This window comes from Acinetobacter sp. WU_MDCI_Abxc222, assembly GCF_025514755.1.
In the GTDB taxonomy this organism is placed as follows: Bacteria; Pseudomonadota; Gammaproteobacteria; order Pseudomonadales; family Moraxellaceae; genus Acinetobacter; species Acinetobacter geminorum.
Genome location: NZ_JAHPVG010000003.1, coordinates 161,863 through 184,110 on the forward strand (window position 1 = coordinate 161,863; position 22,248 = coordinate 184,110).

Below are 22,248 nucleotides of genomic sequence, written 5' to 3' on the forward strand. Positions count from 1 at the left end.
AAACACTGCTACTAAAATAAATAATTAATGCCTATGGGGTACAGCTCAGTTATATAAACCACCATTCAATCAGGTTTATTTTGAAGACATTGATGGTATGTTTATAGATACTGATAATATATTTTGGATGTTTGAAGTATTTAATCAAACAGTGGCTTAATTTATATAATTTTGAATTAATGAGATAAAAATGAATCAAATTGAATTACCTGAATTAAAGCAATTAATTTTCAAAAACGTTGACTGTAAAAATAAAGTTGAGCACTTAATTATAGAAAACCATACGGTTGATTTTACATGGATAGAGTCAAATCGAAGCTATGATGTAATTCAAGTTCAAAGTATAAATATACTAATCACTTCCAATAAAAAAATTGAGACATCAGAATTTGATTACGTAATTTATTCTAATCTTAAATTTAGTCAAAGTAATTTTTCACAAGGTAAGGTTCAATTAAAGGGTTGGATAAAACACCCTAGTTTCAGAGATTATAGTAGTAGTGAAATTATTGACTCTTGGGATAATAACTTCAACTTCAAAGAAGAAAACCTTATAACAAATTCTTATGGACTGCGTGAACCCCAAATTGCAGCTCTATATTCAATTTTAAGTCATTTAAAAAGCAAAGAAGATGTTATTGGGACTGTAGTTATGCCTACAGGAACGGGTAAAACTGAAACAATGCTTTCAACATTAATCGCAAATAAACTAAATAAGATTATTATTGCTGTTCCTTCAGATGCATTACGAGAACAAATATATAAAAAATTTATTAAATTAGGTTTGCTAAAAAAATTTGGTATCATAAGTAATGATGTTTTGTATCCAAGAGTTGGCATTTGGTATGAAAATTTTAAAACGCCAGCAGAACTAAACAACTTTATTGATTCAAGTGATGTAATTGTTACAACTATGAATGTTTTAACAAACAATCATAGTGAAATTTTAGATGAAATTAATGAAAAAATAAGCAATATTTTTATTGATGAAGCGCATCATGTGGAAGCTGATACATGGAAAACGGTTAGCAATGCTTTTGATAAACACAAAATTCTACAATTTACAGCAACACCATTTAGAAATGACCGAAAACGTCTAGATGGTAAAATTATCTATAATTTCAGCCTAAAGAAAGCTCAAGAGCAAGGCTACTTCAAGCCGATTCATTTTAAATCTATTCGTGAATATGATCAAAAAAAAGCTGACCAATTGATCGCTCAACAAGCTGTTGAAATTTTAAAAGAAGATTTGTCTCAAGGATTAGATCATATTTTAATGGCAAGATGTGCGGATAAAACTAGAGCCAATGAAGTCTTTGAATTTTATAAACAGTTTACCGAATTTAATCCTGTATTAGTCTATTCAGGAATTCCTAAGAAAAAAGAAATTCTAGAATCTATTGTAAAAAAAGATCATAAAATCATTGTTGCTGTGAATATGTTAGGTGAGGGTTTTGATCTTCCTCAATTAAAGATCGCAGCCTTTCATGATATTCGCAAAAGTTTACCCATAACCTTACAGTTTGCAGGTAGATTTACAAGAACATCAATAGACTCAACTTTAGGAAATGCGACCTTCATTGCTAACATTGCAATAGCAGAAACTGAAGATGAACTAAGTGAATTATATGCTCAAGATTCTGATTGGAATTTACTATTATCGAATTTAAGTAGCGGACAAATTAATGAACAGATTGATCTAGGCGATTTTATCAAAGGATTTCAAAATTTAGAAAATTCTAAAATACCTTTTCAAAATATTAGATTTGCTCTCAGCACTGTTGTTTTTAAAAATACTGGGAACTCATTTAGTCTTTCTCGATTTAAAAAAGGAATAAAAGGATATGACGATTTTGAGTATAAATTTTATGATATCAACAATGATGCAAATACAGCCGTAATTATTACAGCTTCAAAAGCTGAAATAGAATGGGTTAATTATAAAGAAGTATATGGTTTAGATTGGACTCTTTATGTTATTTATTATGATGAAATAAATAAACTACTTTTTATTCACAGTTCGGATAAAAGTAGCCTATATCATGAGTTAGCTAATGCAGTTTTGTATAGAAATGCAACTTTAATAGAAAAACTAGATGTTTTTAAAAGTTTCTATGAAATTAAAAGAGTTTCTTTACAGAATGTTGGACTTAAAGAGTATTTAAATAGAAAAATTCGCTTTTCTATGAAGGTTGGAACTGATATACAAGATGCATTATCTATTGCAGAACAACAAAGAGGAGAAAAAGCTTTTGTTTTTGGTACTGGATACAGTGAAGGAAAAAAAATTACTTTAGGTTGCTCTTATAAAGGACGTATATGGAGTTATTTAAAAAATGATATTAAAGAATTTATTAAATGGTGTAATGTAATTGGTGGAAAATTAATTAATCCTTCCATTGATCCAAATCAAATTCTTAAACATACATTGATTCCAAAAACAATAAGTAAACTTCCTGATATTCAACCAATATATATTGATTGGAGTGATAGTTTTTATTTAAATACAGAATTTAAAATGGATATCAGAGATGAAAATGATGAGACTAATATTGCTTTTTGTGAGCTGAAACTAATTAGCTATGATTTGATTAATGGCATTGGCTTTGAAATTATCACGCCATCCAAAAGTTATAAGTTCAATAAATTGTTATTAGACATTACAGATCCGAATGGTAACAGTATTCCTGACTTCAATATATCTAAAATTGACTCTGAAAATGCACTTATAAAAATTGGAAGTAAAATTTATAGTTTAGAAGATTATTTAAATAGTAATCCTCCTATTGTTTGGTTTGCAAATGGTTCATCACTACAAGGTAATGAATTTGTTGAAATTAAATCTGTCATACGTCCATATCCGGTAGAAGCCTTAATTCCATGGAGTTGGATTGGCATTGACTTAAGTAAAGAAGCTCAAGGTGTTAATCCAATCCAAATAGATTCTATTCAATATAAAACTCTTCAAATTTTGAAGCAGCAAGACTTTGATATCATTTATGATGATGACTATTCAGGAGAAATTGCCGATATTATTACAATCAAAGAAACTACAGATAGTATTGATGTACAGTTTTACCATTTAAAGTTTGCAAAAGATGGACTTGTGAGTGCCCGAGTTGATAATTTCTATGAGGTTTGTGGTCAGGCACAAAAATCGATTCATTGGAAACATAAAAGTGGGTCGGAGTTTTTTCAACACTTATTACGTCGCGAAGAGAAAAAGAAAAATGGTTTTTCACGAAGTCGTATTGAAAAAGGTTCAAAAGAAGATCTCGAAAGATTATTGAGAATTGCAAAAAACAATAAACCCATGAATTTTGAAGTATTCATTGTTCAGCCTAGTTTATCCAAACAGGCAACTACTACTTCAATTATGACTTTACTTGGAGTCACAGAAAACTATCTCAAAGAAGTTGCGGATATCAATCTTAAGGTGATTGTTAATGAATAGTATAGTCTTTATCTTGCTGGATTTGCGCGAATTCGATGGACTACTTTTAAGTGTAATTGGTGGATCATTATTACTGATATAGTCAAAGAGTAAGGGGGCTAATTCAAATAGTGAAAACAGTAGAGAGTAGTGTTTAGTAAAAAATGGAAACTACGTTAAAATAACAGCTTAGTTCTAATGAGAAAACTTCATGCTGCTGGAAAAGATCTTACAATCACAAGGGTTTGGTTCTCGTAAATATTGTCAGCAGTTAATAAAAAATGGATCTGTAAGTATTGATGGAGAGGTTGTAAGTGACCTGAAAAAGCAATTCTCTCCAGAAAATTTAGAATTTTCTCTTTTTGGGAAAACTTATCAATATCGAGAAAAAGTTTACCTTGCTCTAAAAAAACCAAAAGGTTTTGAATGTTCACACCAACCTCATCATCATCAAAGCGTATTTAGCCTTCTACCAGAAATCATGATTCAACGTGGTGTGCAAGCTATTGGTCGTTTAGATCAAGATACAACGGGCTTACTTTTACTTACCGATGACGGTAAATACCTTCAAGCTTTAACTCATCCCCGTAAACATGTGCCAAAGGTTTATCATGTTACGACTATAGATCCGGTTACACCTGAGCAAATTGAAATGCTGAGCCAGGGTGTGAGCCTACATCAAGAAAAAGGTGTTTTCGCTGCAACGAATGTAGCGATATTAGAAACGCATCAATTAACCATGACGATTCATCAAGGTGTTTATCATCAAGTAAAAAGAATGATTGCAGCTGTGGGAAATAAGGTAGAAGCATTACATCGCCATCAAGTAGGGCAATTGGTTTTACCTGAACTTGAAGATGGAGAATGGGTTTATTTATCTGAACAACAAAAACAGCTCGCTCAAAATATCATTTGAGAAAACAATGGAAGGTTTGGAACTCGCTATCTCGAATAAATCCCATTTGTTCATATAAACGATGAGATTCATGGTTGTTGCTTTGAGTTTCCAAACTAATCCGTAAAGCATTCTCTTGTTTTGCAAATAGGATTGCTGTATCGATTAGCTGTTTAGCAGAACCTTGACGACGGAAAATAGGCGTAACATATACATCATCTAAGATATAGTATGTTGAACATGCAACTGAAGAAAAACCTAAATAGAGTAAAATAAAACCCGTAATTTTGTCGTCTTTAATATGAATGAAGAACACACTTTCTCTATTCTCAAAACGTTGTTTAAGGAAGTGAAGTGATTCATTAAAATTAGAAGAGGCCCCATAAAATTGGCGGTATTCATCAAATAAAACGGCGAGTTGCTCTAAATCTTCAAAAGTCGCTCGTCTAACGATCATTTGGCACTCCTTGTAACTTATCATTATGTTTTTACAAAGAGAGCATAACGAAAAAAAGAGCTTTTTGACGTTAAAACTTGTTTATAAATGCAACAGTGTTAAGTTTTGTCGCTTTCACCAAGAAGTGCATTCAATTCTTCAAATAAATCTTCATGGTCATCATCTTCAGCTAAAGTCGATGAAGTTTGGTTTAATGACGATGCTTTTGCTTTTCTCAGTTTTAATAATTGTTCCATATTAATATTCTGATTTTCGATAGCAAATGGAATAGATTTAGTTAATACGACCTGTTTAAAAAAAAGTCGTACCGCTTGGGCAGGGGTAATTCCCAATTGCTTAAAAACAGCAAAAGCCTGTTTTTTCTCTTGGGAGTCAAGTCGAACCTGATAAACTTCTGTTTTTCGCATGAATAACAAAACCAAATGATTTTAATTTTTAGGAATTCATTTTAAACCATCGCAATGTAATTTCAATGTTTTTTGGCATAAAAAATAATCTTTTTGTCATTACGGTTACATTACAATGTCAATTCAAACTCAGAATTGAAAGACATTCCCTCTTTTGTGAGGGGATCTGTAAATGAAATATGCTTAGCCAGAAGCTGTAATGGTTTTGAAAAATCGTCTTCAGTTTTGTGCTGAACTACGGGATAAAATGGATCATTTTTAATCGGGATTTCTAAATAATTAAGATGCACGCGAAGTTGGTGCTGTTTGCCCGTTGTAGGAGTTAAGCGATATTTTGCCCAAATCTGGTTGTGCTCGATAAGCTCAATATCAGTCTGGGTATTGGCTTTCACATTTTCTATAACCTGCATCGTATAAAAAGGATGGCCTTTATCTAAATGCAAATATAAGGTTTGAGGAAAATTTAAATCTTTTTTATAAGGTGCAATAGCGTGATAAATTTTATTGACTCGGCGCTCTGCAAATAATTGTTGATAAATACCACGCGATTCAACACGTTTGCAAAATAGAACAACACCCGCGGTTTCGCGGTCTAAGCGATGAATAGGGGTTAAAAATTCATTGCCTGTTTGTTTTTTTAGCCGTACTAAAAGCGTTTCTTGAACATATTGTCCTGTCGGGCTAATTGTTAAAAAATGTGGTTTATCGACCACTAATAAATCATCATTCTCAAATAAAATCCGATGTTCAAATGGAACGTGGACTTCATAAGCAAGAAATCGATAATAAAAAATATGACTATTACTTTGGTATGGACTATCTAATGTTAGTTTTTGTCCATTTGCCCCATAAATAAGCCCGTCTTGAAATCTTTGTTTCCACTCATCTGTTCTAATATGTGCAAAGTGACCACAGAGATACTCATAAATTGTTTGAGTGTCTTTTTGTTGAGGAAGATAAACTTGGCTTGCGCTTACACCATCAATCATAGGTGGCAAAAAATCGTTCGGACTAGACATAAAAAAGTGTGAATATTTAAGAAAATTGATATAAAAAAAGCCAACTTCTAGGGCTTAAGTAGGCTTTTAAGGCAGGGCAATGTTATCATATCGATTATTTCGAATCATGTTATGTGTGCTATGTCGTATTCATTGAAATTGGTCTTAAATCATGAAGAAGATACTGAGCGTCTAGCTCAAGCTTTGGCGCAGCATGTTCAGTTGGGTGTAATTTATTTAATTGGGGACTTAGGTGCGGGTAAAACCACACTTACGCGTTATTTCTTGCAAGCTTTGGGCCATAAAGGTTCTGTTAAAAGCCCAACTTATACGCTCATTGAGCCATATAAAATTAATGATAAAGAAATTTTTCATTTTGACTTGTATCGTTTAAATGACCCGTATGAACTTGAATTAATGGGAATTCGTGATTATTTAGATATCACAGATGCATTATTTCTATTTGAATGGCCATCTAAAGGTGGCGATGAAATTCCACAAGCAGATATCATCATTGACATTCAAAAGTCAGATGATGAGTTGAGCCGTTTGGTAACGTTAACTTTACCAACAGAAAATTTGTATCAGACTTTGCAGGAACAGCTTCATGACTGATGAAAAGCTGAGACAACGTCGTATTCATACATTAGACGCAGCGTTAGCGAACCAGATTGCAGCAGGTGAGGTGATTGAGCGTCCTTCTTCTGTGGTCAAAGAATTATTAGAAAACTCAATTGATGCAGGTGCAACTGAGCTGATTGTACGGATTGCTCAAGGTGGTTCGACTTTAATCGAAATCATTGATAATGGGCATGGTATTCATCCGGATGATTTAGCCCTTGCTGTCATGCGTCATGCCACAAGTAAGATTAAAACTGCTGAAGATTTACATGCGATTGTGAGTTTGGGGTTCCGTGGGGAAGCTTTAGCTTCGATTGCTGCGGTTTCAAGATTGACTTTGACCAGTAGCCAAGATGAAAGTGGTATTGGTCATCAAGTTGAAGTAAACGGTACAGCATTTGATCATCAAGAAGTACAAGCTGTTGCTGCTCAAAAGGGTACCCATATTCGAGTTCAAGACTTATTTTTTAATGTTCCTGCACGCCGTAAATTCTTAAAAAAACCAACCACTGAATTTGGGCATATCGAAGAGATTGTTCGCCGTTTGGCTCTAACGCATTTCGATATACGTTTTGTGCTTGAGCATAATGATAATATAAGAATTAATTTACCTATAGCGGATAGTGGAGAGCTACGTTTTCAGCGAGTTCAGCAATTATTAGGCTCGCAATTTGTACAAAATGCATATTGGATTGATGCTGAAAGTATTAGCATGCGTTTATCAGGTTGGCTTGGTCATCCTTCAGATGCACGTGCACAGGCTGATATGCAATATGTCTATGTAAATGGTCGTATTGTCAAAGATAAAACGATTTCGCATGCGCTACGCATGGCCTATGATGGTATTTTACATGGTCATCAACATTCATCTTATTTACTTTTTTTAGAAGTCGACCCTGAAAATATTGATGTCAATGTCCATCCTACTAAACATGAGATTCGATTTTTAAATCAAAGAGAAGTGCATGAGTTTGTAAGACATTATGCAAAAGAAACTCTCGCACAATTTCAGACAGCGAGTGCTGATCTAGCTCAAGCGATGAAAGCGGATGAAAGCTCAGATTATTCAGTACAACCTCAGCCCAAATATCAAGAACAATTTTCATTGCACCGTGCAAATGAAACTTTAAATTCAGACAGTGAAGCACGAACTCAGTCTGCACCGACAGAATTATTAACCGATTTTAACGCTAGTCGTCCGCAAGCTGTTCACTATGCAGATCAAATACCAAAATATAGTGGTTCTGCTCAATTAAATAATGCTTTAAAAACTTATTTAGCCCCACTTCGTGACCAACCTACTAATTTTTCGGTAAATGAGGAGGCTGAGCCAGTTGCTAAAGTAGATGAATTTCCATTAGGTATCGCAATTGCTCAACTGCATGGAATTTATATTTTAGCGCAGAATACTGAAGGGCTTATTATTGTTGATATGCATGCGGCACATGAACGTATTTTATTACAGCAAATGAAAAATGCTTGGGATAAACCTGAATTTTGGACATCTCAGCAACTGCTTATACCTAAGGTGATTTCCATTAGCCGTATGCAAGCCGTTAGAGTTGAAGAATTAAAACCTCAGCTCGAGCGCTTAGGTTTGGAAATTGATTTATATGGTGATGAGCAAGTTATTGTTCGCGGTGTGCCAGCTATATTACAAAAAGCTGATTTTGAAAATCTTATTCCAGAGCTTTTAAATGATTTAGATCCAAATGATGAAGCACAAGGATTACTTCAAAAAAGAGATGAGTTGTTAGCTGGAATGGCATGTCATGGAGCAGTACGTGCACATCGACAACTCAGTCTTTCAGAAATGAATGCTTTACTTCGTCAAATGGAACAAACCGAATTTGCGAGCCAATGTAACCATGGGCGGCCAACCTGGCGTGCATTCCCCTTATCTCAATTAGATAAATTATTTGCTCGAGGAGAGTAGTTTTACATGTCAAATCAATTGCCCGTCATCAATTTAATGGGACCAACTGCGAGCGGAAAAACCGCTTTGGCATGTGAATTATACGAGCGTGGAAATTTTGAGCTAATTTCTGTTGATTCCGCTCTTGTCTATAAAGATATGGATATTGGTACGGCTAAACCAACTCGTGAAGAGCAAGAACTCTATCCTCATCGTCTTATTGATATTATTACTCCTCTGGAAGTCTATTCAGCTGCTCAGTTTGTTGAAGATGCATGTAAATTGATTGATGAAATGCATTCACGTGGCAAAACTCCTATTTTAGTAGGAGGGACAATGTTATATTTCAAGGCACTGTTAGAAGGGTTATCTGGTAATTTACCAAGTGCTAATGCTGAAGTTCGAGCTGCAATTGAAGAAAAAGCTCTAAACGAAGGATGGCAGGCAGTTTATGATGAGTTGGTTTCTGTAGATCCTGCTGCCGCTATAAAGTTTAATGTAACTGATAAGCAAAGAATTATTCGGGCACTGGAAGTTTATAAAATTACGGGTGAACCAATTACTAAATTGCAGGCAGAACAACCAAAAAACGTACCATATCGATACATATTTCATAACTACGCTTTACTTCCGGATCGGGTAGAATTACATCAACGCATTGAGCAAAGATTAAGCAAAATGTGGGATATCGGTTTTTTGAGTGAAGTTGAAGCTCTAATTGAAAAATACGATTTAGACGAAAATTTACCCTCAATGCGTTCGGTGGGTTATCGACAAGCACTAGAATTTCTATTAAAAAGTGATCTAAGTCTCAAAAGTAAACGTGAAATGGAGGATAAAGCTTTATTTGCAACACGACAACTTGCCAAACGTCAATATACGTGGTTACGTTCTTTGCAAGAAATACACGATTTTAAAACTTACTTGACGATAAAGCAGGCGAAAGAAGACTTGCGAAACTCTTATGGATAAAGCAAAATTTGCACACTGTCTTTTTATAATTTTTAGTTGAAAAATAAAGATAGTTTTTTTGCGCTGATTTAAAAATTTTTTTTGGAGTTAAAAATGTCTAAAGGTCAAACTTTACAAGATCCGTTCTTAAATTCTCTCCGTAAAGAACGTATCCCTGTTTCTATTTTCCTTGTGAACGGTATTAAATTACAGGGTCATATTGAATCTTTTGACCAATATGTTGTTTTATTAAAAAATACTGTAAGTCAAATGGTTTACAAACACGCGATTTCAACTGTTGTTCCAGCACGTAACCCTCGTCCAGCAGGCGCACAAGGTACAGGCTTCCCAGCACAAGGCGGCGCTCAAGGCGGTTTTGGTGGTCAAGGTAGCGGCTTTGGCGGCGGTCAAGGCGGTGGCTTCGGTGGTCAAGGTGGCTTCGGTGGTCAAGGCGGCTTCGGTGGTCAAGGCGGCTTCGGTGGTCATCAAGGTGGTTTTGACAACGATTCTAAATTTGAAGATGGTCAAGACGACGAAAATAATCGTTAATTGAAATCTTAAAAAAAACCAGTCAGACAATGACTGGTTTTTTTATGTGTATTTAAAAGTTGATTCAGAATATTTAACTGGTCATGGAGAATGATTTGCCATGATGACTAATTTTATTTAAATAAATAGGGCTTTAATGAATGCTATTAATATTAGCTGCTGCTTTTAGCAGCGTCTTGGTATCTATCCTATTAAAAAATTTAAAGAGAAAAGGTTGTCAACCACTACAAATGATTGCATGGAACTATGCAAGCGCAAGTCTTCTTTGTTTTTGGTGGTTTCAGCCTGATATTCAACATGTTTCAATACAACATACGCCTTGGTGGTTAATCTTTGCTTTAGGAATAATTTTACCTAGTATTTTTTTATGTCTTGCTAAATCATTAGAATATGCAGGAATTGTGAGAACCGAACTTGCACAGCGTCTTTCAGTTGTTCTTTCTTTATTTGCCGCATATTTCTTTTTTCATGAACAATTTAATACCTTAAAACTGTGGGGTGTAGGCCTAGGGATTTCTGCGGTCTTACTCGTATTATTTGGGCAAATCAATTCTTCAGCAAATCACCAATCTCGAAAAGCGATCTTTGCTCTTTTAAGTGTATGGTGTGGTTATGCTGCAGTAGATATTCTCTTGAAATATACAAGTAGTTTAGGTCTGCAGTTTACACTCACTTTAAATCTTATTTTTATTACTGCTTTTATATTGTCGATTTCATATTTATTGCTACAGAAGACTCAAAAGTGGCATTTTAAAAGTACGATAGCTGGGTTAATATTAGGAATACTCAATTTTTCAAATATTGCTTTATATGTAAAAGCTCATATTCTTTTAAAAGACTCTCCTGCTATTGTTTTTGCAAGCATGAATATTCTTGTTGTGTTATTGGGAATTTTAAGCGGAGTGATTTTATATAAAGAAAAATTAAAATGGCCTACCATTTTGGGGATTCTTTTAGGAATAAGTGGGGTAGTTTGTTTAGCTAGCGCAATGGTTTGATAGTTCAAGAGAATAGAATCTCTTGAACTATAGAGATTTTTATAAATATGTGAAAATCACTTCATCTGGCAGACGTGATTTAGGAAGCTTAGCATTAAAGTCATTTTCACTACGATAGCCTAGAGAAACAATCACAGAGCTTCGTAAGCCTTTTTCAGTTAACCCGAGCTCAGTATTTAGAACTTTTTCATCAAAGCCACCCATTGGAGTCGCATCAATGCCTTCTAAGCCAGCAGCAAAGAGTAGCTGTCCTAAAGCAATGAATGTTTGATTTTCCATCCACCCGAATAAATTCTTCTGTTCATTTCGGTAGAACTCGACGTAGCCATGGCGAGTATCTTTTTGGCCTAATTTTGCTTTTTCATCTTTAAAACGGCCACTTAAATCATCTTGCTCAAGTAGTTGATTTAAGTACTCAGATGTAATATCCGTTTTTGTACAGAATACAAGTGTATGTGATGACTCAAGCACTTTAGGAGCATTGTAAGCATACTTTCCTGTTAATGCTTTTGCGATTCGTTCTTTAGCTGCAAGATTGTCTGCAACTACAAAGTGCCAAGGCTGAATATTTACTGAAGAAGGGGTAAAACGTAAAATTTCTAATAATTTATTAATTTTTTCTTGAGGAATTTTCTTTTCAGAATCATATGCTTTTGTTGTATAGCGGCTTTTAACCGTATTTAATAAATCCATACTTTACTCCATATCAGTTTTATAGCAATTGAGAGAATTTAATCTTTGCCATCATACGCTATTTTATTCAAAAACATTTCCTGTGTAGTTTGATAAAGAAATATAATTTCATATAAAGTTTTAGTAATCTATTGAAAATGATTGATTTAATACCAACAGATGCAAAGAGTAAGCTGCGGGAAATTAGAATTGTGAAAGCCTTTATCATTTTTGCATTTGTTTTGAGTCTTTTGATTTTATAGATTGAGTATCATACTCATGCATATATAAGCTGGAAATTTGTATTTATTGCCAGTCTTTGTGCGATTTACGATTTTGATTTAAATAACAAAATTAAAGAATTGAAAGTTCAAATAAAAAGTTACTAACTTCATAACTAATAATTCCAGATAATCAATTCAAGCTGTTGCATATTTGAAGAGGGATCAATTTCTAAAATATAAGCTTGATCTTCACGCCAATCGCCAAGAACAATTCGTTGTTTAGCTTGTACTTGGTGAATTGCAGGGCGATGGGTATGCCCATGAATAAGTGTATCTACATCTGTTAAAGCAGAAAGTACAGCTTGTTCATTTACATCCATAATTTCATAGCTTTTTTGCTGTTTATCAGCGGAGCTTCTTTTTCGAAAGCCATTAACCAGTTTGGTGCGAAAACTCAGGGGCGTACGGCGTAAAAAAGCCACTAAAAGTGGATTTCGAATAATTTTTCTAAATCTTTGATAGGAAACGTCATCTGTACATAGTGCATCACCGTGTTCTAGACGGTACTGATGTCCAGCAATATTAAGATAATAAATGTCGGGTAGTAATACACCGTTAAATTTATTAAGGAAAATCTGATTTAAAGCAAAATCACGGTTACCTACTTGGAAGTAAACCCGATTTCCTTTTTTGTTAAAGTCTTTTAATGCCTCAATAATTTCATCGAGCCATGGTGCCGAGTAATCATCGCCAATCCAAGCGTTAAACCAGTCACCTAAAATATAAAGCTGTGTTTGTTTATTTTGATAATGCACCAATAAATCTAAAAACCCTCGAACAAGTCGAGGGTGTTCAGGTGACAAGTGTAAATCAGAGATAAACAGATAAGTCACAGCTTATTCCTAAAATTATTCAGAAATAATTTTAGCAGATTCGATTACAACATTTTCTAATGGAACGTCAGCGTGGTAACCACGGTTGCCAGTGCGAACACCTTTGATCGCTTCAACAACATCCATACCTTCAACAACTTTACCAAATACAGCATAACCCCAGCCTTGAGCAGTTTTAGAGGTATGGTTTAAGAAAGAGTTGTTTTTTACGTTAATAAAGAACTGTGCAGAAGCAGAGTGAGGTGCTTGAGTACGTGCCATAGCAATCGTACCAACATCATTGCTTAAACCGTTGTCAGCTTCGTTTTCGATAGAATCACGAGTTGCTTTTTCTTTGAAGTTTTCATCCATCCCGCCACCTTGGATCATGAAACCATCAATGACACGGTGGAAAATAACGCCGTCATAAAAACCGTCACGTACATATTCTAAAAAGTTTGCTACTGTTTTTGGTGCTTTTTCAGTATTTAGTTCAAGAACAATACGACCTTTATTGGTGTTTAATTCGACTTGAGGAAAACTCATTACATTAATCTCCTAAACATGGGCTTATGACCATGGGTTTTTGGTTGAGAGAAGCATAAGCAAACTGTAAACTACAAGGCAAGTAAAAAACGTTAAAATCTTTGTGAAAAATGAAGATAGCGTTTAAATTTTTCGAAATTTATCTACAAAGAAGTGATTGATACACTATGAAGCCTAATGATGTTGTCTCGAGCCTGCCTAATAACCCGACACCGAATACTCATGCCTCTGTCGATTCTGCGCAGCAAGAACAACAGGCTGGCTTAGATTTTGTTCGCCAAGTCATTACTGATGATTTGGCTACGGGACGTGCAAAGCAGATCGTAACGCGTTTTCCACCAGAACCAAATGGTTATTTACATATTGGCCATGTAAAAGCGATTTGCTTAAACTTTGGTGTGGCTGAAGAATTTGATGGTTTGTGTAATTTGCGTTTTGACGATACAAACCCTGATGCTGAAGAACAAGAGTATGTTGACGGTATTGCTAACGATGTGAAATGGCTTGGTTTTAACTGGAATGGTGAACCACGCTATGCATCAGGTTATTTTGATCAATTATATGCATGGGCAGTTCAACTTATTGAACAAGGCGATGCATATGTAGATTTACAATCTCCAGAAGAAATTAAGTTAAACCGCGGTAGCTTTGTTGAGCCAGGTAAAAATTCTCCATACCGTGATGCTTCTATTGAAGAGAATCTTGCTCGCTTTGAAAAAATGCGTAGCGGTGAGTTTAAAGAGGGTGAAGCGGTTTTACGTGCCAAGATTGATATGGCAAGTACAAATGTACATATGCGTGATCCGATTTTATATCGCGTATTACATTCAGAGCATCATCAAACTGGCGATAAATGGAAAATCTACCCAATGTATGACTATGCTCATCCATTGTCTGATGCCATTGAAGGAATTACCCATTCGCTTTGTACATTAGAATTCCAAGATCACCGTCCGTTTTATGACTGGATTGTTGAAAAAGTAAAATCTAAAGCTGTTCCACATCAGTACGAATCTTCACGTTTAAACGTGGATTACACCATTACGTCAAAACGTAAATTACGTAAATTGGTGGAAGGTGCGTATGTAAATGGTTGGGATGACCCACGTATGCCAACCGTAGTCGGTATGCGCCGTCGTGGCTTTACTCCTGAAGGCTTACGTGATTTCTGTAAACGTGTAGGCGTGTCAAAAACTGACGGTATTGTTGATGTTGCAATGCTTGAGTTCTGTATTCGTCAATCTTTAGAAAATACTGCTGCACGTGGTATGGCTGTTTTAAGTCCACTTAAAGTGACTTTAACTAATTTACCTGAAGATATGGATCTTACGCATGCTCGCCATCCTAATGTCGATATGGGTGATCGTGTGATTCCTTTAACCAAGGAAATCTATATTGATCGTAAAGATTTTGAAGAAGTACCGCCAAAAGGCTTTAAACGTTTAATTCCTGACGGTGAAGTGCGTTTACGCCATGCTTACGTGATTAAATGTGATGAAGTCATTAAAGATGCAAATGGTGAAGTGATTGAATTGAAATGTTCAATTGACCCTGAAACTCTAGGAAAGAATCCAGAAGGTCGTAAAGTTAAAGGCGTGATTCACTGGGTATCTGCGACTAAAGGTATTCCTGCTGAAGTACGTATTTACGATCGTTTGTTTACTGAAGCCGCACCTGATGCAGATGATGACTTCTTGGCAAATCTTAATCCTGAATCATTAAAAGTGGTACAAGCTGTCATTGAGCCAGCTTTAGCACAAGCGAATCCTGAAGATCGTTTCCAATTTGAGCGTGAAGGCTATTTTGTCGCTGATCAATATGATCATTCACCAGAGAAACCGGTTTTCAACCGTATTCTAGATTTGAAAGATAGCTTCAAGCCTGAGAAAAAGTAAGAGATTGATTATCTCTTACTTTTTCGCAAGACGAACAACATGTTGTGAGTAAACAACAGATATAAAAAAGCCCAACTCAGTTGGGCTTTTTATTTAGATGTCTTCTCATATTTTCTTTTTCTTTATGATTAATATCCTTGGCAAATTAGCTTAGGTTGGATTAATCACATAAAAATAAAGAACCAAGATTATAAGGAGAATACATGAAAGCAATAAATAAGTATTGACCGTATTAAAGCTTTTAAGAAATTTCCAGATATCCATAGTAAATCAACGTATATTTTGTGTTACAAATTAATAATACACTGAAAATTTTATTAAATGTTTGTTAAAGGTGAATATAGCACTCTCTTTGTTTGAAAAATAAGCAAACAATAATACCAAATGGTAAAATTTAATATTCGCTCACATTCGAGTCTTTATAGTTTATCCACTATAACCAATTCTTTTTAAGAATTTTTGAATAACCTCAAATGCAGCATGTTCAAGTGCTTGAGCATATTGTAAGTTTTCTTCGCGAAGTTTCTGAATCGAAATCTTGGCATTACGAAGTTCGCATGTATGGCCAATTAACCATTTCTCAAAATTTTCTTCTGTTGTTTCAATATGAAACTGCAACGCGAGAATATTATTTCCAACTTCAAATGCTTGATTGGTATAAATCTCTGAACTAGCTAATAACACCGCGTTTTCAGGGAGGTCGAAAGTGTCACCATGCCAATGTAGAACATGGACATTATTAAGCAAAGCAGATAATACCTGATTAGGACGTAAACTTAAGCTGAGTGGACCCCAGCTAATTTCTTTTTGATGTCCTGCATATACTTTTGCACCAAGCGCATGAGCAATAAGCTGTGCACCCAAACAAATACCAAGTGTAGGTTTATCTGCTGCTAGACGTTGTTTAAGTAAAGCAATTTCGTCTTTTAAAAATGGATAATCTTCAGTTTCATAAACCCCGATTGGTCCACCTAAAATAATAGTTAATCCATCATGTGCAAAAGCAGCAGTTAAATCATCTACACCTGCCTCAAAATAACGAACGCGAAATCCGAGTTGATAAAAGACATCTTCTAATGAACCTAAGTCTTCGAAAGCAAGATGCTGAATGGCATAAATAGTTTTAGGGAAGGCGTTTGTTGTGTTCATACAAATGATTCATAGAAGATCAATAGGTGGAGTATAGCGATAAATATAAAGAAGAAAATATCTGTATAAATCGTCAATACCTGAAAATTGATATTTTTCGTTAAGATAATATTGTTATACAAGGGATTATCTATTTTCCAATAAATCTCTTTGCATATTCCATTGCTTAAAATAATAGCTTTTGAGTTTCTTCAAAATCTATATTTGAAAGTTGATGCTCATCTTTTAGATTAACTCCTGAGAAACCAAGTTGTTTGGATTTTTTCATTAAAGCGATTAACCGTTGCACTGCAACTGGAATACTTAAGCCTGCTGAACGGACATTGGAAATACAATTACGTTTAGCATCGAGGCAGCCTGAATATGCATTCAACGTGTAGTAAATTCCCATACTATCAGGAGAGCTTAAACCTGGACGCTCACCAATGAGCATCACAAGCATGGATGCTTTAAAGATTTCTGCGACTTCATCGCCTAAAGCAACACGACTGCCTCTCGCAATTGCAATTGGTGCAAGGCTCCAGTTTTCTTGCTGAATTTGTTCATTCAGCATTGTAATGAATGAGATAGCATTCGCTTCAATCGCTCTTGCGGAGAGACCGTCACCGACCACAATACAAACATCATACTGTTGCGTGTTTTCTGCATACTTCTTAATTAAGGCTTCTTTTGATGGGTTTGAAAGCTGACGGCCTAAATCTGGACGTTTAAGATAAATTTCTTTATTAGGTGCATTACTTTGTACATGAAGACTTTGCAGCTGCCGTTGTGCTAATTGCTCCGAGAGGTAGGAAACATCCATCTCTTGATAAACCGCATCTTTTGCTTGCGCATGAGACAACTGGAACTCAAGTAAGGCACGTGTTGGGATGCTACAACCAGCGCGTCCTAATGCAATGCGGGCATCAGTAAATTGTTTAAGTTTTTCCCACTGATCCTGATGGGTAGAGGATGGATATTCAATATCACGATTAAGTTTCATGGGGTTCTCCCTAGTTCATGAGCAGACGAGAGAATTGGTCAGGCATGTGGTCTGCCCAACAGATTTGAGAGTTTTGTTGTTTAAAAATACCTTGCTGTTCAAGCCAAGCTGAAAACTCAGGAGCGGGTTTTAAACCGAGGAGTTGTCTTAAATAGAGGGCATCATGGAATGATGTTGTTTGATAGTTGAGCATGACATCGTCTGAACCCGGAATCCCCATTATAAAATTAATGCCAGCGGCACCAAATAGAGTAAGGAGAACATCCATATCATTTTGGTCAGCATCGGCATGGTTGGTATAGCAAATGTCGCAGCCCATTGGTACTCCGAGTAACTTGCCGCAGAAGTGGTCTTCTAGACCTGCACGTATAATTTGTTTGCCATTAAAAAGATATTCGGGACCAATAAAGCCAACGACTGTATTCACTAAAAGCGGATTGTATTTACGGGCGACTGCATAAGCACGCGTTTCTAATGTTTGCTGGTCAACGCCGTGATGTGCATTGCTGGATAATGCACTGCCTTGACCCGTTTCAAAGTACATGACGTTTTGTCCAATGGTTCCGCGCTTGAGTGCGAGTGTGGCTTCATATCCTTCTTGTAGTAAATCGAGTGAAATTCCAAAACCTTCATTAGCTAGTTGGGTGCCGGCAATTGATTGGAACATTAAATCAATTGGCACATTTTTTTCAGCAAGTTGAATGCCTGAGCTGATATGTGTGAGAACACAAGATTGCGTTGGAATCTGATATTCCTGAATGACATGATCAAGTAATTTTAGTAGCTCTGATAAATTATGTAAGTTATCTGTCGCTGGATTAATCCCAATTACGGCATCTCCATTGCCATACATTAAACCATCTAAAATACTGGCAGAAATACCGAGCACATCATCGGTCGGGTGATTGGGTTGTAAACGGGTAGAAAGATGACCTTTTAAACCGATTGTGTTGCGAAATTGGGTGACCACTTCGCATTTGCTGGCGACATAAATCAAATCTTGATTGCGCATAATTTTGCTGACAGCAGCTACCATTTCTGGAGTTAAACCTGATGCTAAGGCTTTTAAACTTTGAGCAGTGGCTTCTTCTCCAAGTAACCAATTTCGAAAATCACCTACTGTAAAGTGTGAAATAGGGGCAAAGGCTGCCAGATCATGTTCATCAATAATTAGTCGTGTAATTTCATCAGTTTCGTAATCGACCACAACTTCATTTAAAAAAGTTTTAAGTGGTACATCGGCCAAAGTCATTTGTGCCGCAACATGTTCGGTTGCATCTCTGGCCGCTACACCTGCTAATTCATCACCTGAACGTAACGGCGTTGCTTTTGCCATCAAGGTCTTCAAGTCAGCAAAGTGATACTGTTGATTGGCGACAATATTCCGATAACTCATAGTTGCATCCTTTTTTATAGTTCTTGTTCTGCGGCTTTAATATTTGCAAACTCTTCTTCTGGTGTACCTTTCACTAAATGATAACGGCTATAGAATAAAAAGTAAGCAATAAATACGATATAAATAGCGGCAGCAATAAACCAAACTTTCGGATTAACAACAAAGCCTGCGACCACAGCTGTGACTGCTAAAATCAGTGCAATGCTTGAAGTGAAGATTCCTCCAGGAGTTTTATAAGGACGAGGCATGTCGGGTTTAGATAGGCGTAGTTTGATGTGAGATAAAAGAATCAACACATACGAAATGGTTGCACCGAACACGGCAATTAAAATCAGTGAATCGCCTTCTTTGGTGAGTGAAAGCAAGAACCCGATAATACCCGGAATAATAATTGCGAGATAAGGGGCTTTATTTTTATTGGTTAAAGAGAGTGAAGTAGGTAAGTAACCAGCACGAGAGAGTGCAAAAATTTGACGCGAATAGGCATAGATAATTGAAAAGAAACTCGCGATTAAACCTGCTAAACCAACAAAGTTAACAAAAGTCGCAAGCCAAGTATTGGTGCCATACACTTTAACCAGAGCATCGACGAGGGGAGCGCCAGAGTTTTGTAAAGTACTTGCACCCGCTGCACCTGCACCTAAGAATAAAATGAGCATGGCAAAGGCCGTTAAGATGAGCATTGCTCCGATTAAACCGCGTGGCAGGGATTTGGCTGGATCTTTTGCTTCTTCGGCTGCTAATGGCACACCTTCAACTGCTAGGAAAAACCAGATAGCAAAAGGAACTGCAGCCCAGATACCCAAATAGCCATGAGGTAGAAAATGACTTGCACCAGCTGCTGTGCCAACAGTAATATCAAATAAATTTTGTGCATTAAAGTGTGGAATCATTGCCACAATAAAAACAACAAGAGCAACTGCTGCGACAAGCGTAATGGCAAACATGATTTTTAAGGCTTCGCCCGCACCTTTGAGGTGTATACCCATAAAAATGGCGTAGCAGGCGAGGTAAATCATCCAGCCATTAATGCCAAATAGAGATTCGCAATAACCGCCAATAAATACGGCAATCGCCGCAGGAGCAATTGCGTATTCAATTAAAATAGCTGTTCCTGTTAAATAGCCTCCAAAAGGACCAAAAGCAGCACGCGCAAAACTATAACCGCCGCCTGCTGTCGGCATCATGGTGGACATTTCTGACATAGAAAGACACAGGCACAGATACATGATTGCAGCGAGTGCAGTGGCAATAAACATCCCGCCCCAGCCACCTTGGGCTATGCCGAAGTTCCAGCCAGCAAAATCACCTGATATCACATACGCTACGCCTAAACCAATCAGGAGTAACCAACCAACGGTACCTTGTTTAAGTTGACGCTGAGCAAAATATTCTGCTGACGAGACTTCTGTCTTTGAGGAAATAACGGAAGCTGTTTCTGGTTGATTCATACAATACTCCTGCGAGTTAGTTTGTATGAATTAATGCAAAAGCAATGCCTAAATAAATTGCTTTAAATATTAGCTGACGGTTTTTTATTCCACATAGTAAAAACTTGAGAACTAACAGTACAAAATAAAGAAGCCAGTAATCTAAATTACTGGCTTCTTGTATCATGAATGACCTTACTTCTTTCTAGTGATGATAGTTTGGTATCAACTTGGTGCGAAACTTAGAAGAAGCCCATTGGTTTAGTTGAATAACTCACCAACAAGTTTTTAGTTTGTTGATAATGATCTAGCATCATCTTATGGTTTTCACGACCAATACCTGACTTCTTGTAACCACCAAATGCAGCATGTGCAGGGTAGATGTTATAGCAGTTTGTCCAAACACGGCCAGCTTCAATAGCACGACCAGCACGATAAGAAATGTGAGCTGAACGTGACCATACACCTGCACCTAAACCATACATGGTGTCATTGGCAATTTTAATTGCATCGTCAAAGTCTTTGAATGTTGTCACAGCAAGTACAGGTCCAAAAATTTCTTCTTGGAAAACTTGCATGCCATTGTGACCTTTAAAAATAGTCGGATCGACATAGTAACCATCGCCTACTTCTTTACGGCCGCTACCGCCAAGTAAGAGCTCTGCACCTTCTTCACGACCAGTGTTAATACAACGTAAGATTTTCTCTTGTTGTTGCAAAGATGCTTGTGCGCCAATCATCGTTTCAGTATCAAGTGGATGACCAGTTTTAATACGTTTTACTCGTTCGACAGCCATTTCTAAGAACTGATCAGCAATGCTTTCTTGTACTAAAGCACGAGAAGGGCAAGTACATACTTCACCTTGGTTTAAGGCAAACATAGCAAAACCTTCAAGTGTTTTTTCTAAGAAGTCATCTTCTTTATCCATGATATCTTCAAAGAAAAGGTTTGGTGACTTACCGCCAAGTTCTAATGTCACTGGAATAATATTTTCGGTCGCATATTGCATCACCATTTGTCCAGTTTGAGTTGAACCTGTGAATGCGATTTTTGCAATACGTGGGTTGGTAGCTAAAGGACGGCCGACTTCTGAACCGAAACCATTGACAATATTAAGTACACCCGGCGGTAAAATATCTTGGATGAGTTCAGCCACCAACAAAATACCTACTGGCGTTTGTTCAGCTGGCTTAATCACAACACAGTTACCAGCCGCTAAAGCTGGTGCAAGCTTCCATGCAGCCATTAAAATCGGGAAGTTCCATGGAATAATTTGACCAACTACACCGAGTGGTTCATGGAAATGGTAGGCAATGGTATCTTCATCAATTTCAGAGATTCCGCCTTCTTGAGCACGTATACATCCAGCGAAATAACGGAAATGGTCGATCGCGAGCGGAAGGTCAGCTGCTAAAGTTTCACGTACCGCTTTACCATTATCCCAAGTTTCGGCAACAGCAAGCATTTCAAGATTTGCTTCTAAACGATCGGCAATTTTTAAAAGTATATTTGAGCGTACTGTTGGTGATGCTTTATTCCATGTTGCTTTCGCTTTATGTGCTGCATCTAGAGCGAGTTCAATATCTTCGGCACTAGAGCGTGGAATACGTGTGAAAGCTTTTCCATCAACAGGAGATACATTATCAAAATATGCACCCTTTATAGGTGCCACCCATTCACCGCCAATAAAATTTTCGTATTGTGATTTAAATTGAACTTTTGAGCCTGGTTGATTTGGATCGATATAGCGCATATAAATATTCCTTTGCTTTTTAGGACTAAAGACTAACAAGAACCCTGTCAGTAGGTACTTTCGTACTTTGTATAATTAGGATATAAAGAAGAAGGTTGGAGAAA

The 22,248-nt window shown here is 36.4% G+C and carries 19 protein-coding genes and 1 pseudogene; 9 read left to right on the forward strand and 11 right to left on the reverse strand.

Features of this window, described 5'->3' with window-relative positions:
* Positions 1–190 precede the first annotated feature (190 nt).
* Positions 191–3,454, forward strand: a complete 3,264-nt coding sequence (locus tag KTJ10_RS06695; protein WP_262441641.1) for a DEAD/DEAH box helicase — start codon at positions 191–193, stop codon at positions 3,452–3,454.
* A 190-nt stretch (positions 3,455–3,644) separates the two neighbouring features.
* The gene (locus KTJ10_RS06700; protein WP_262441642.1) at positions 3,645–4,349 is read left to right on the forward strand and encodes a pseudouridine synthase; all 705 of its coding nucleotides are present in this window, start codon (positions 3,645–3,647) and stop codon (positions 4,347–4,349) included.
* Here KTJ10_RS06700 and KTJ10_RS06705 read toward each other — a convergent pair.
* The 3 genes from KTJ10_RS06705 to KTJ10_RS06715 form a co-directional block, all read right to left on the reverse strand.
* The gene (locus tag KTJ10_RS06705; RefSeq protein ID WP_086265941.1) at positions 4,342–4,785 is read right to left on the reverse strand and encodes a GNAT family N-acetyltransferase; all 444 of its coding nucleotides are present in this window, start codon (positions 4,783–4,785) and stop codon (positions 4,342–4,344) included. The genes KTJ10_RS06700 and KTJ10_RS06705 overlap by 8 nt on opposite strands.
* A gap of 98 nt (positions 4,786–4,883) precedes the next feature.
* Positions 4,884–5,192 (reverse strand): type II toxin-antitoxin system RelB/DinJ family antitoxin, encoded by a 309-nt coding sequence (locus KTJ10_RS06710; protein WP_087087975.1) that lies wholly within the window; start codon positions 5,190–5,192, stop codon positions 4,884–4,886.
* Between the two features lie 110 nt (positions 5,193–5,302).
* A complete protein-coding gene (locus KTJ10_RS06715) occupies positions 5,303–6,211 on the reverse strand; it encodes a pseudouridine synthase (protein WP_213062305.1) in 909 nt (302 codons plus the stop codon).
* A gap of 120 nt (positions 6,212–6,331) precedes the next feature.
* Between KTJ10_RS06715 and tsaE the strand changes: the two genes are divergently transcribed.
* The 5 genes from tsaE (at position 6,332) to KTJ10_RS06740 (ending at position 11,224) form a co-directional block, all read left to right on the forward strand.
* On the forward strand, positions 6,332–6,805 hold the full coding sequence (gene tsaE / locus KTJ10_RS06720) for a tRNA (adenosine(37)-N6)-threonylcarbamoyltransferase complex ATPase subunit type 1 TsaE (protein WP_086265943.1): 474 nt from the start codon (positions 6,332–6,334) through the stop codon (positions 6,803–6,805).
* Positions 6,798–8,747, forward strand: a complete 1,950-nt coding sequence (gene mutL, locus KTJ10_RS06725; RefSeq protein ID WP_126645825.1) for a DNA mismatch repair endonuclease MutL — start codon at positions 6,798–6,800, stop codon at positions 8,745–8,747. The genes tsaE and mutL overlap by 8 nt, the downstream gene beginning before the upstream one ends.
* A 6-nt stretch (positions 8,748–8,753) precedes the next feature.
* Positions 8,754–9,698 carry a tRNA (adenosine(37)-N6)-dimethylallyltransferase MiaA gene (gene miaA / locus KTJ10_RS06730; protein ID WP_005068602.1) on the forward strand — a complete coding sequence of 315 codons (945 nt, stop codon included), beginning with the start codon at positions 8,754–8,756 and terminating at the stop codon, positions 9,696–9,698.
* Positions 9,699–9,791: 93 nt separating this feature from the next.
* Positions 9,792–10,226, forward strand: coding sequence for an RNA chaperone Hfq (gene hfq / locus KTJ10_RS06735; RefSeq protein ID WP_262441643.1), 435 nt, complete (start codon positions 9,792–9,794; stop codon positions 10,224–10,226).
* 140 nt (positions 10,227–10,366) lie between these two features.
* A complete protein-coding gene (locus KTJ10_RS06740) occupies positions 10,367–11,224 on the forward strand; it encodes a DMT family transporter (RefSeq protein WP_262441644.1) in 858 nt (285 codons plus the stop codon).
* Between the two features lie 39 nt (positions 11,225–11,263).
* Here KTJ10_RS06740 and nfsB read toward each other — a convergent pair whose 3' ends face one another.
* On the reverse strand, positions 11,264–11,917 hold the full coding sequence (gene nfsB, locus KTJ10_RS06745) for an oxygen-insensitive NAD(P)H nitroreductase (RefSeq protein WP_262441645.1): 654 nt from the start codon (positions 11,915–11,917) through the stop codon (positions 11,264–11,266).
* A gap of 137 nt (positions 11,918–12,054) precedes the next feature.
* On the opposite strand from nfsB, the pseudogene KTJ10_RS06750 reads away from it, so the two are divergent.
* A pseudogene (locus KTJ10_RS06750) lies at positions 12,055–12,285 on the forward strand (hypothetical protein).
* Between the two features lie 8 nt (positions 12,286–12,293).
* On the opposite strand, the gene KTJ10_RS06755 reads toward KTJ10_RS06750, so the two are convergent.
* Positions 12,294–13,013: a UDP-2,3-diacylglucosamine diphosphatase gene (locus tag KTJ10_RS06755; RefSeq protein ID WP_044099874.1), complete on the reverse strand. Its 720-nt coding sequence runs from the start codon at positions 13,011–13,013 to the stop codon at positions 12,294–12,296.
* Positions 13,014–13,028: 15 nt separating this feature from the next.
* Entirely contained in the window at positions 13,029–13,538 is a 510-nt protein-coding gene (locus KTJ10_RS06760; protein ID WP_002122280.1) for a peptidylprolyl isomerase, read from the reverse strand.
* Between the two features lie 167 nt (positions 13,539–13,705).
* On the opposite strand from KTJ10_RS06760, the gene KTJ10_RS06765 reads away from it, so the two are divergent.
* Entirely contained in the window at positions 13,706–15,433 is a 1,728-nt protein-coding gene (locus tag KTJ10_RS06765; protein ID WP_017385407.1) for a glutamine--tRNA ligase/YqeY domain fusion protein, read from the forward strand.
* Positions 15,434–15,859: 426 nt separating this feature from the next.
* Here KTJ10_RS06765 and KTJ10_RS06770 read toward each other — a convergent pair whose 3' ends face one another.
* The 5 genes from KTJ10_RS06770 to KTJ10_RS06790 form a co-directional block, all read right to left on the reverse strand.
* Positions 15,860–16,582 carry a glutamine amidotransferase gene (locus tag KTJ10_RS06770; protein WP_262441646.1) on the reverse strand — a complete coding sequence of 241 codons (723 nt, stop codon included), beginning with the start codon at positions 16,580–16,582 and terminating at the stop codon, positions 15,860–15,862.
* Between the two features lie 166 nt (positions 16,583–16,748).
* Entirely contained in the window at positions 16,749–17,564 is an 816-nt protein-coding gene (eutC, locus tag KTJ10_RS06775; protein ID WP_057062405.1) for an ethanolamine ammonia-lyase subunit EutC, read from the reverse strand.
* A 10-nt stretch (positions 17,565–17,574) separates the two neighbouring features.
* On the reverse strand, positions 17,575–18,960 hold the full coding sequence (locus KTJ10_RS06780; RefSeq protein WP_005046422.1) for an ethanolamine ammonia-lyase subunit EutB: 1,386 nt from the start codon (positions 18,958–18,960) through the stop codon (positions 17,575–17,577).
* Between the two features lie 14 nt (positions 18,961–18,974).
* Positions 18,975–20,411, reverse strand: a complete 1,437-nt coding sequence (gene eat / locus KTJ10_RS06785) for an ethanolamine permease (protein WP_206216563.1) — start codon at positions 20,409–20,411, stop codon at positions 18,975–18,977.
* A gap of 221 nt (positions 20,412–20,632) precedes the next feature.
* Entirely contained in the window at positions 20,633–22,144 is a 1,512-nt protein-coding gene (locus KTJ10_RS06790; RefSeq protein ID WP_002119354.1) for an aldehyde dehydrogenase family protein, read from the reverse strand.
* Positions 22,145–22,248: the final 104 nt, after the last annotated feature.

Excerpts from the sequence above, each read along its gene's own strand:
- nfsB (WP_262441645.1), bottom strand. The coding sequence starts at position 11,917 with ATGGATTTATTAAATACGGTTAAAAGCCGCTATACAACAAAAGCATAT.
- eutC (WP_057062405.1), bottom strand. The coding sequence starts at position 17,564 with ATGAAACTTAATCGTGATATTGAATATCCATCCTCTACCCATCAGGAT.
- KTJ10_RS06705 (WP_086265941.1), bottom strand. The coding sequence starts at position 4,785 with ATGATCGTTAGACGAGCGACTTTTGAAGATTTAGAGCAACTCGCCGTT.
- miaA (WP_005068602.1), top strand. The coding sequence starts at position 8,754 with ATGTCAAATCAATTGCCCGTCATCAATTTAATGGGACCAACTGCGAGC.
- KTJ10_RS06740 (WP_262441644.1), top strand. The coding sequence starts at position 10,367 with ATGCTATTAATATTAGCTGCTGCTTTTAGCAGCGTCTTGGTATCTATC.
- tsaE (WP_086265943.1), top strand. The coding sequence starts at position 6,332 with ATGTCGTATTCATTGAAATTGGTCTTAAATCATGAAGAAGATACTGAG.
- KTJ10_RS06780 (WP_005046422.1), bottom strand. The coding sequence starts at position 18,960 with ATGAGTTATCGGAATATTGTCGCCAATCAACAGTATCACTTTGCTGAC.
- KTJ10_RS06765 (WP_017385407.1), top strand. The coding sequence starts at position 13,706 with ATGAAGCCTAATGATGTTGTCTCGAGCCTGCCTAATAACCCGACACCG.
- KTJ10_RS06700 (WP_262441642.1), top strand. The coding sequence starts at position 3,645 with ATGCTGCTGGAAAAGATCTTACAATCACAAGGGTTTGGTTCTCGTAAA.
- eat (WP_206216563.1), bottom strand. The coding sequence starts at position 20,411 with ATGAATCAACCAGAAACAGCTTCCGTTATTTCCTCAAAGACAGAAGTC.
- KTJ10_RS06715 (WP_213062305.1), bottom strand. The coding sequence starts at position 6,211 with ATGTCTAGTCCGAACGATTTTTTGCCACCTATGATTGATGGTGTAAGC.
- KTJ10_RS06710 (WP_087087975.1), bottom strand. The coding sequence starts at position 5,192 with ATGCGAAAAACAGAAGTTTATCAGGTTCGACTTGACTCCCAAGAGAAA.
- mutL (WP_126645825.1), top strand. The coding sequence starts at position 6,798 with ATGACTGATGAAAAGCTGAGACAACGTCGTATTCATACATTAGACGCA.
- KTJ10_RS06760 (WP_002122280.1), bottom strand. The coding sequence starts at position 13,538 with ATGAGTTTTCCTCAAGTCGAATTAAACACCAATAAAGGTCGTATTGTT.
- KTJ10_RS06770 (WP_262441646.1), bottom strand. The coding sequence starts at position 16,582 with ATGAACACAACAAACGCCTTCCCTAAAACTATTTATGCCATTCAGCAT.
- KTJ10_RS06695 (WP_262441641.1), top strand. The coding sequence starts at position 191 with ATGAATCAAATTGAATTACCTGAATTAAAGCAATTAATTTTCAAAAAC.
- KTJ10_RS06790 (WP_002119354.1), bottom strand. The coding sequence starts at position 22,144 with ATGCGCTATATCGATCCAAATCAACCAGGCTCAAAAGTTCAATTTAAA.
- hfq (WP_262441643.1), top strand. The coding sequence starts at position 9,792 with ATGTCTAAAGGTCAAACTTTACAAGATCCGTTCTTAAATTCTCTCCGT.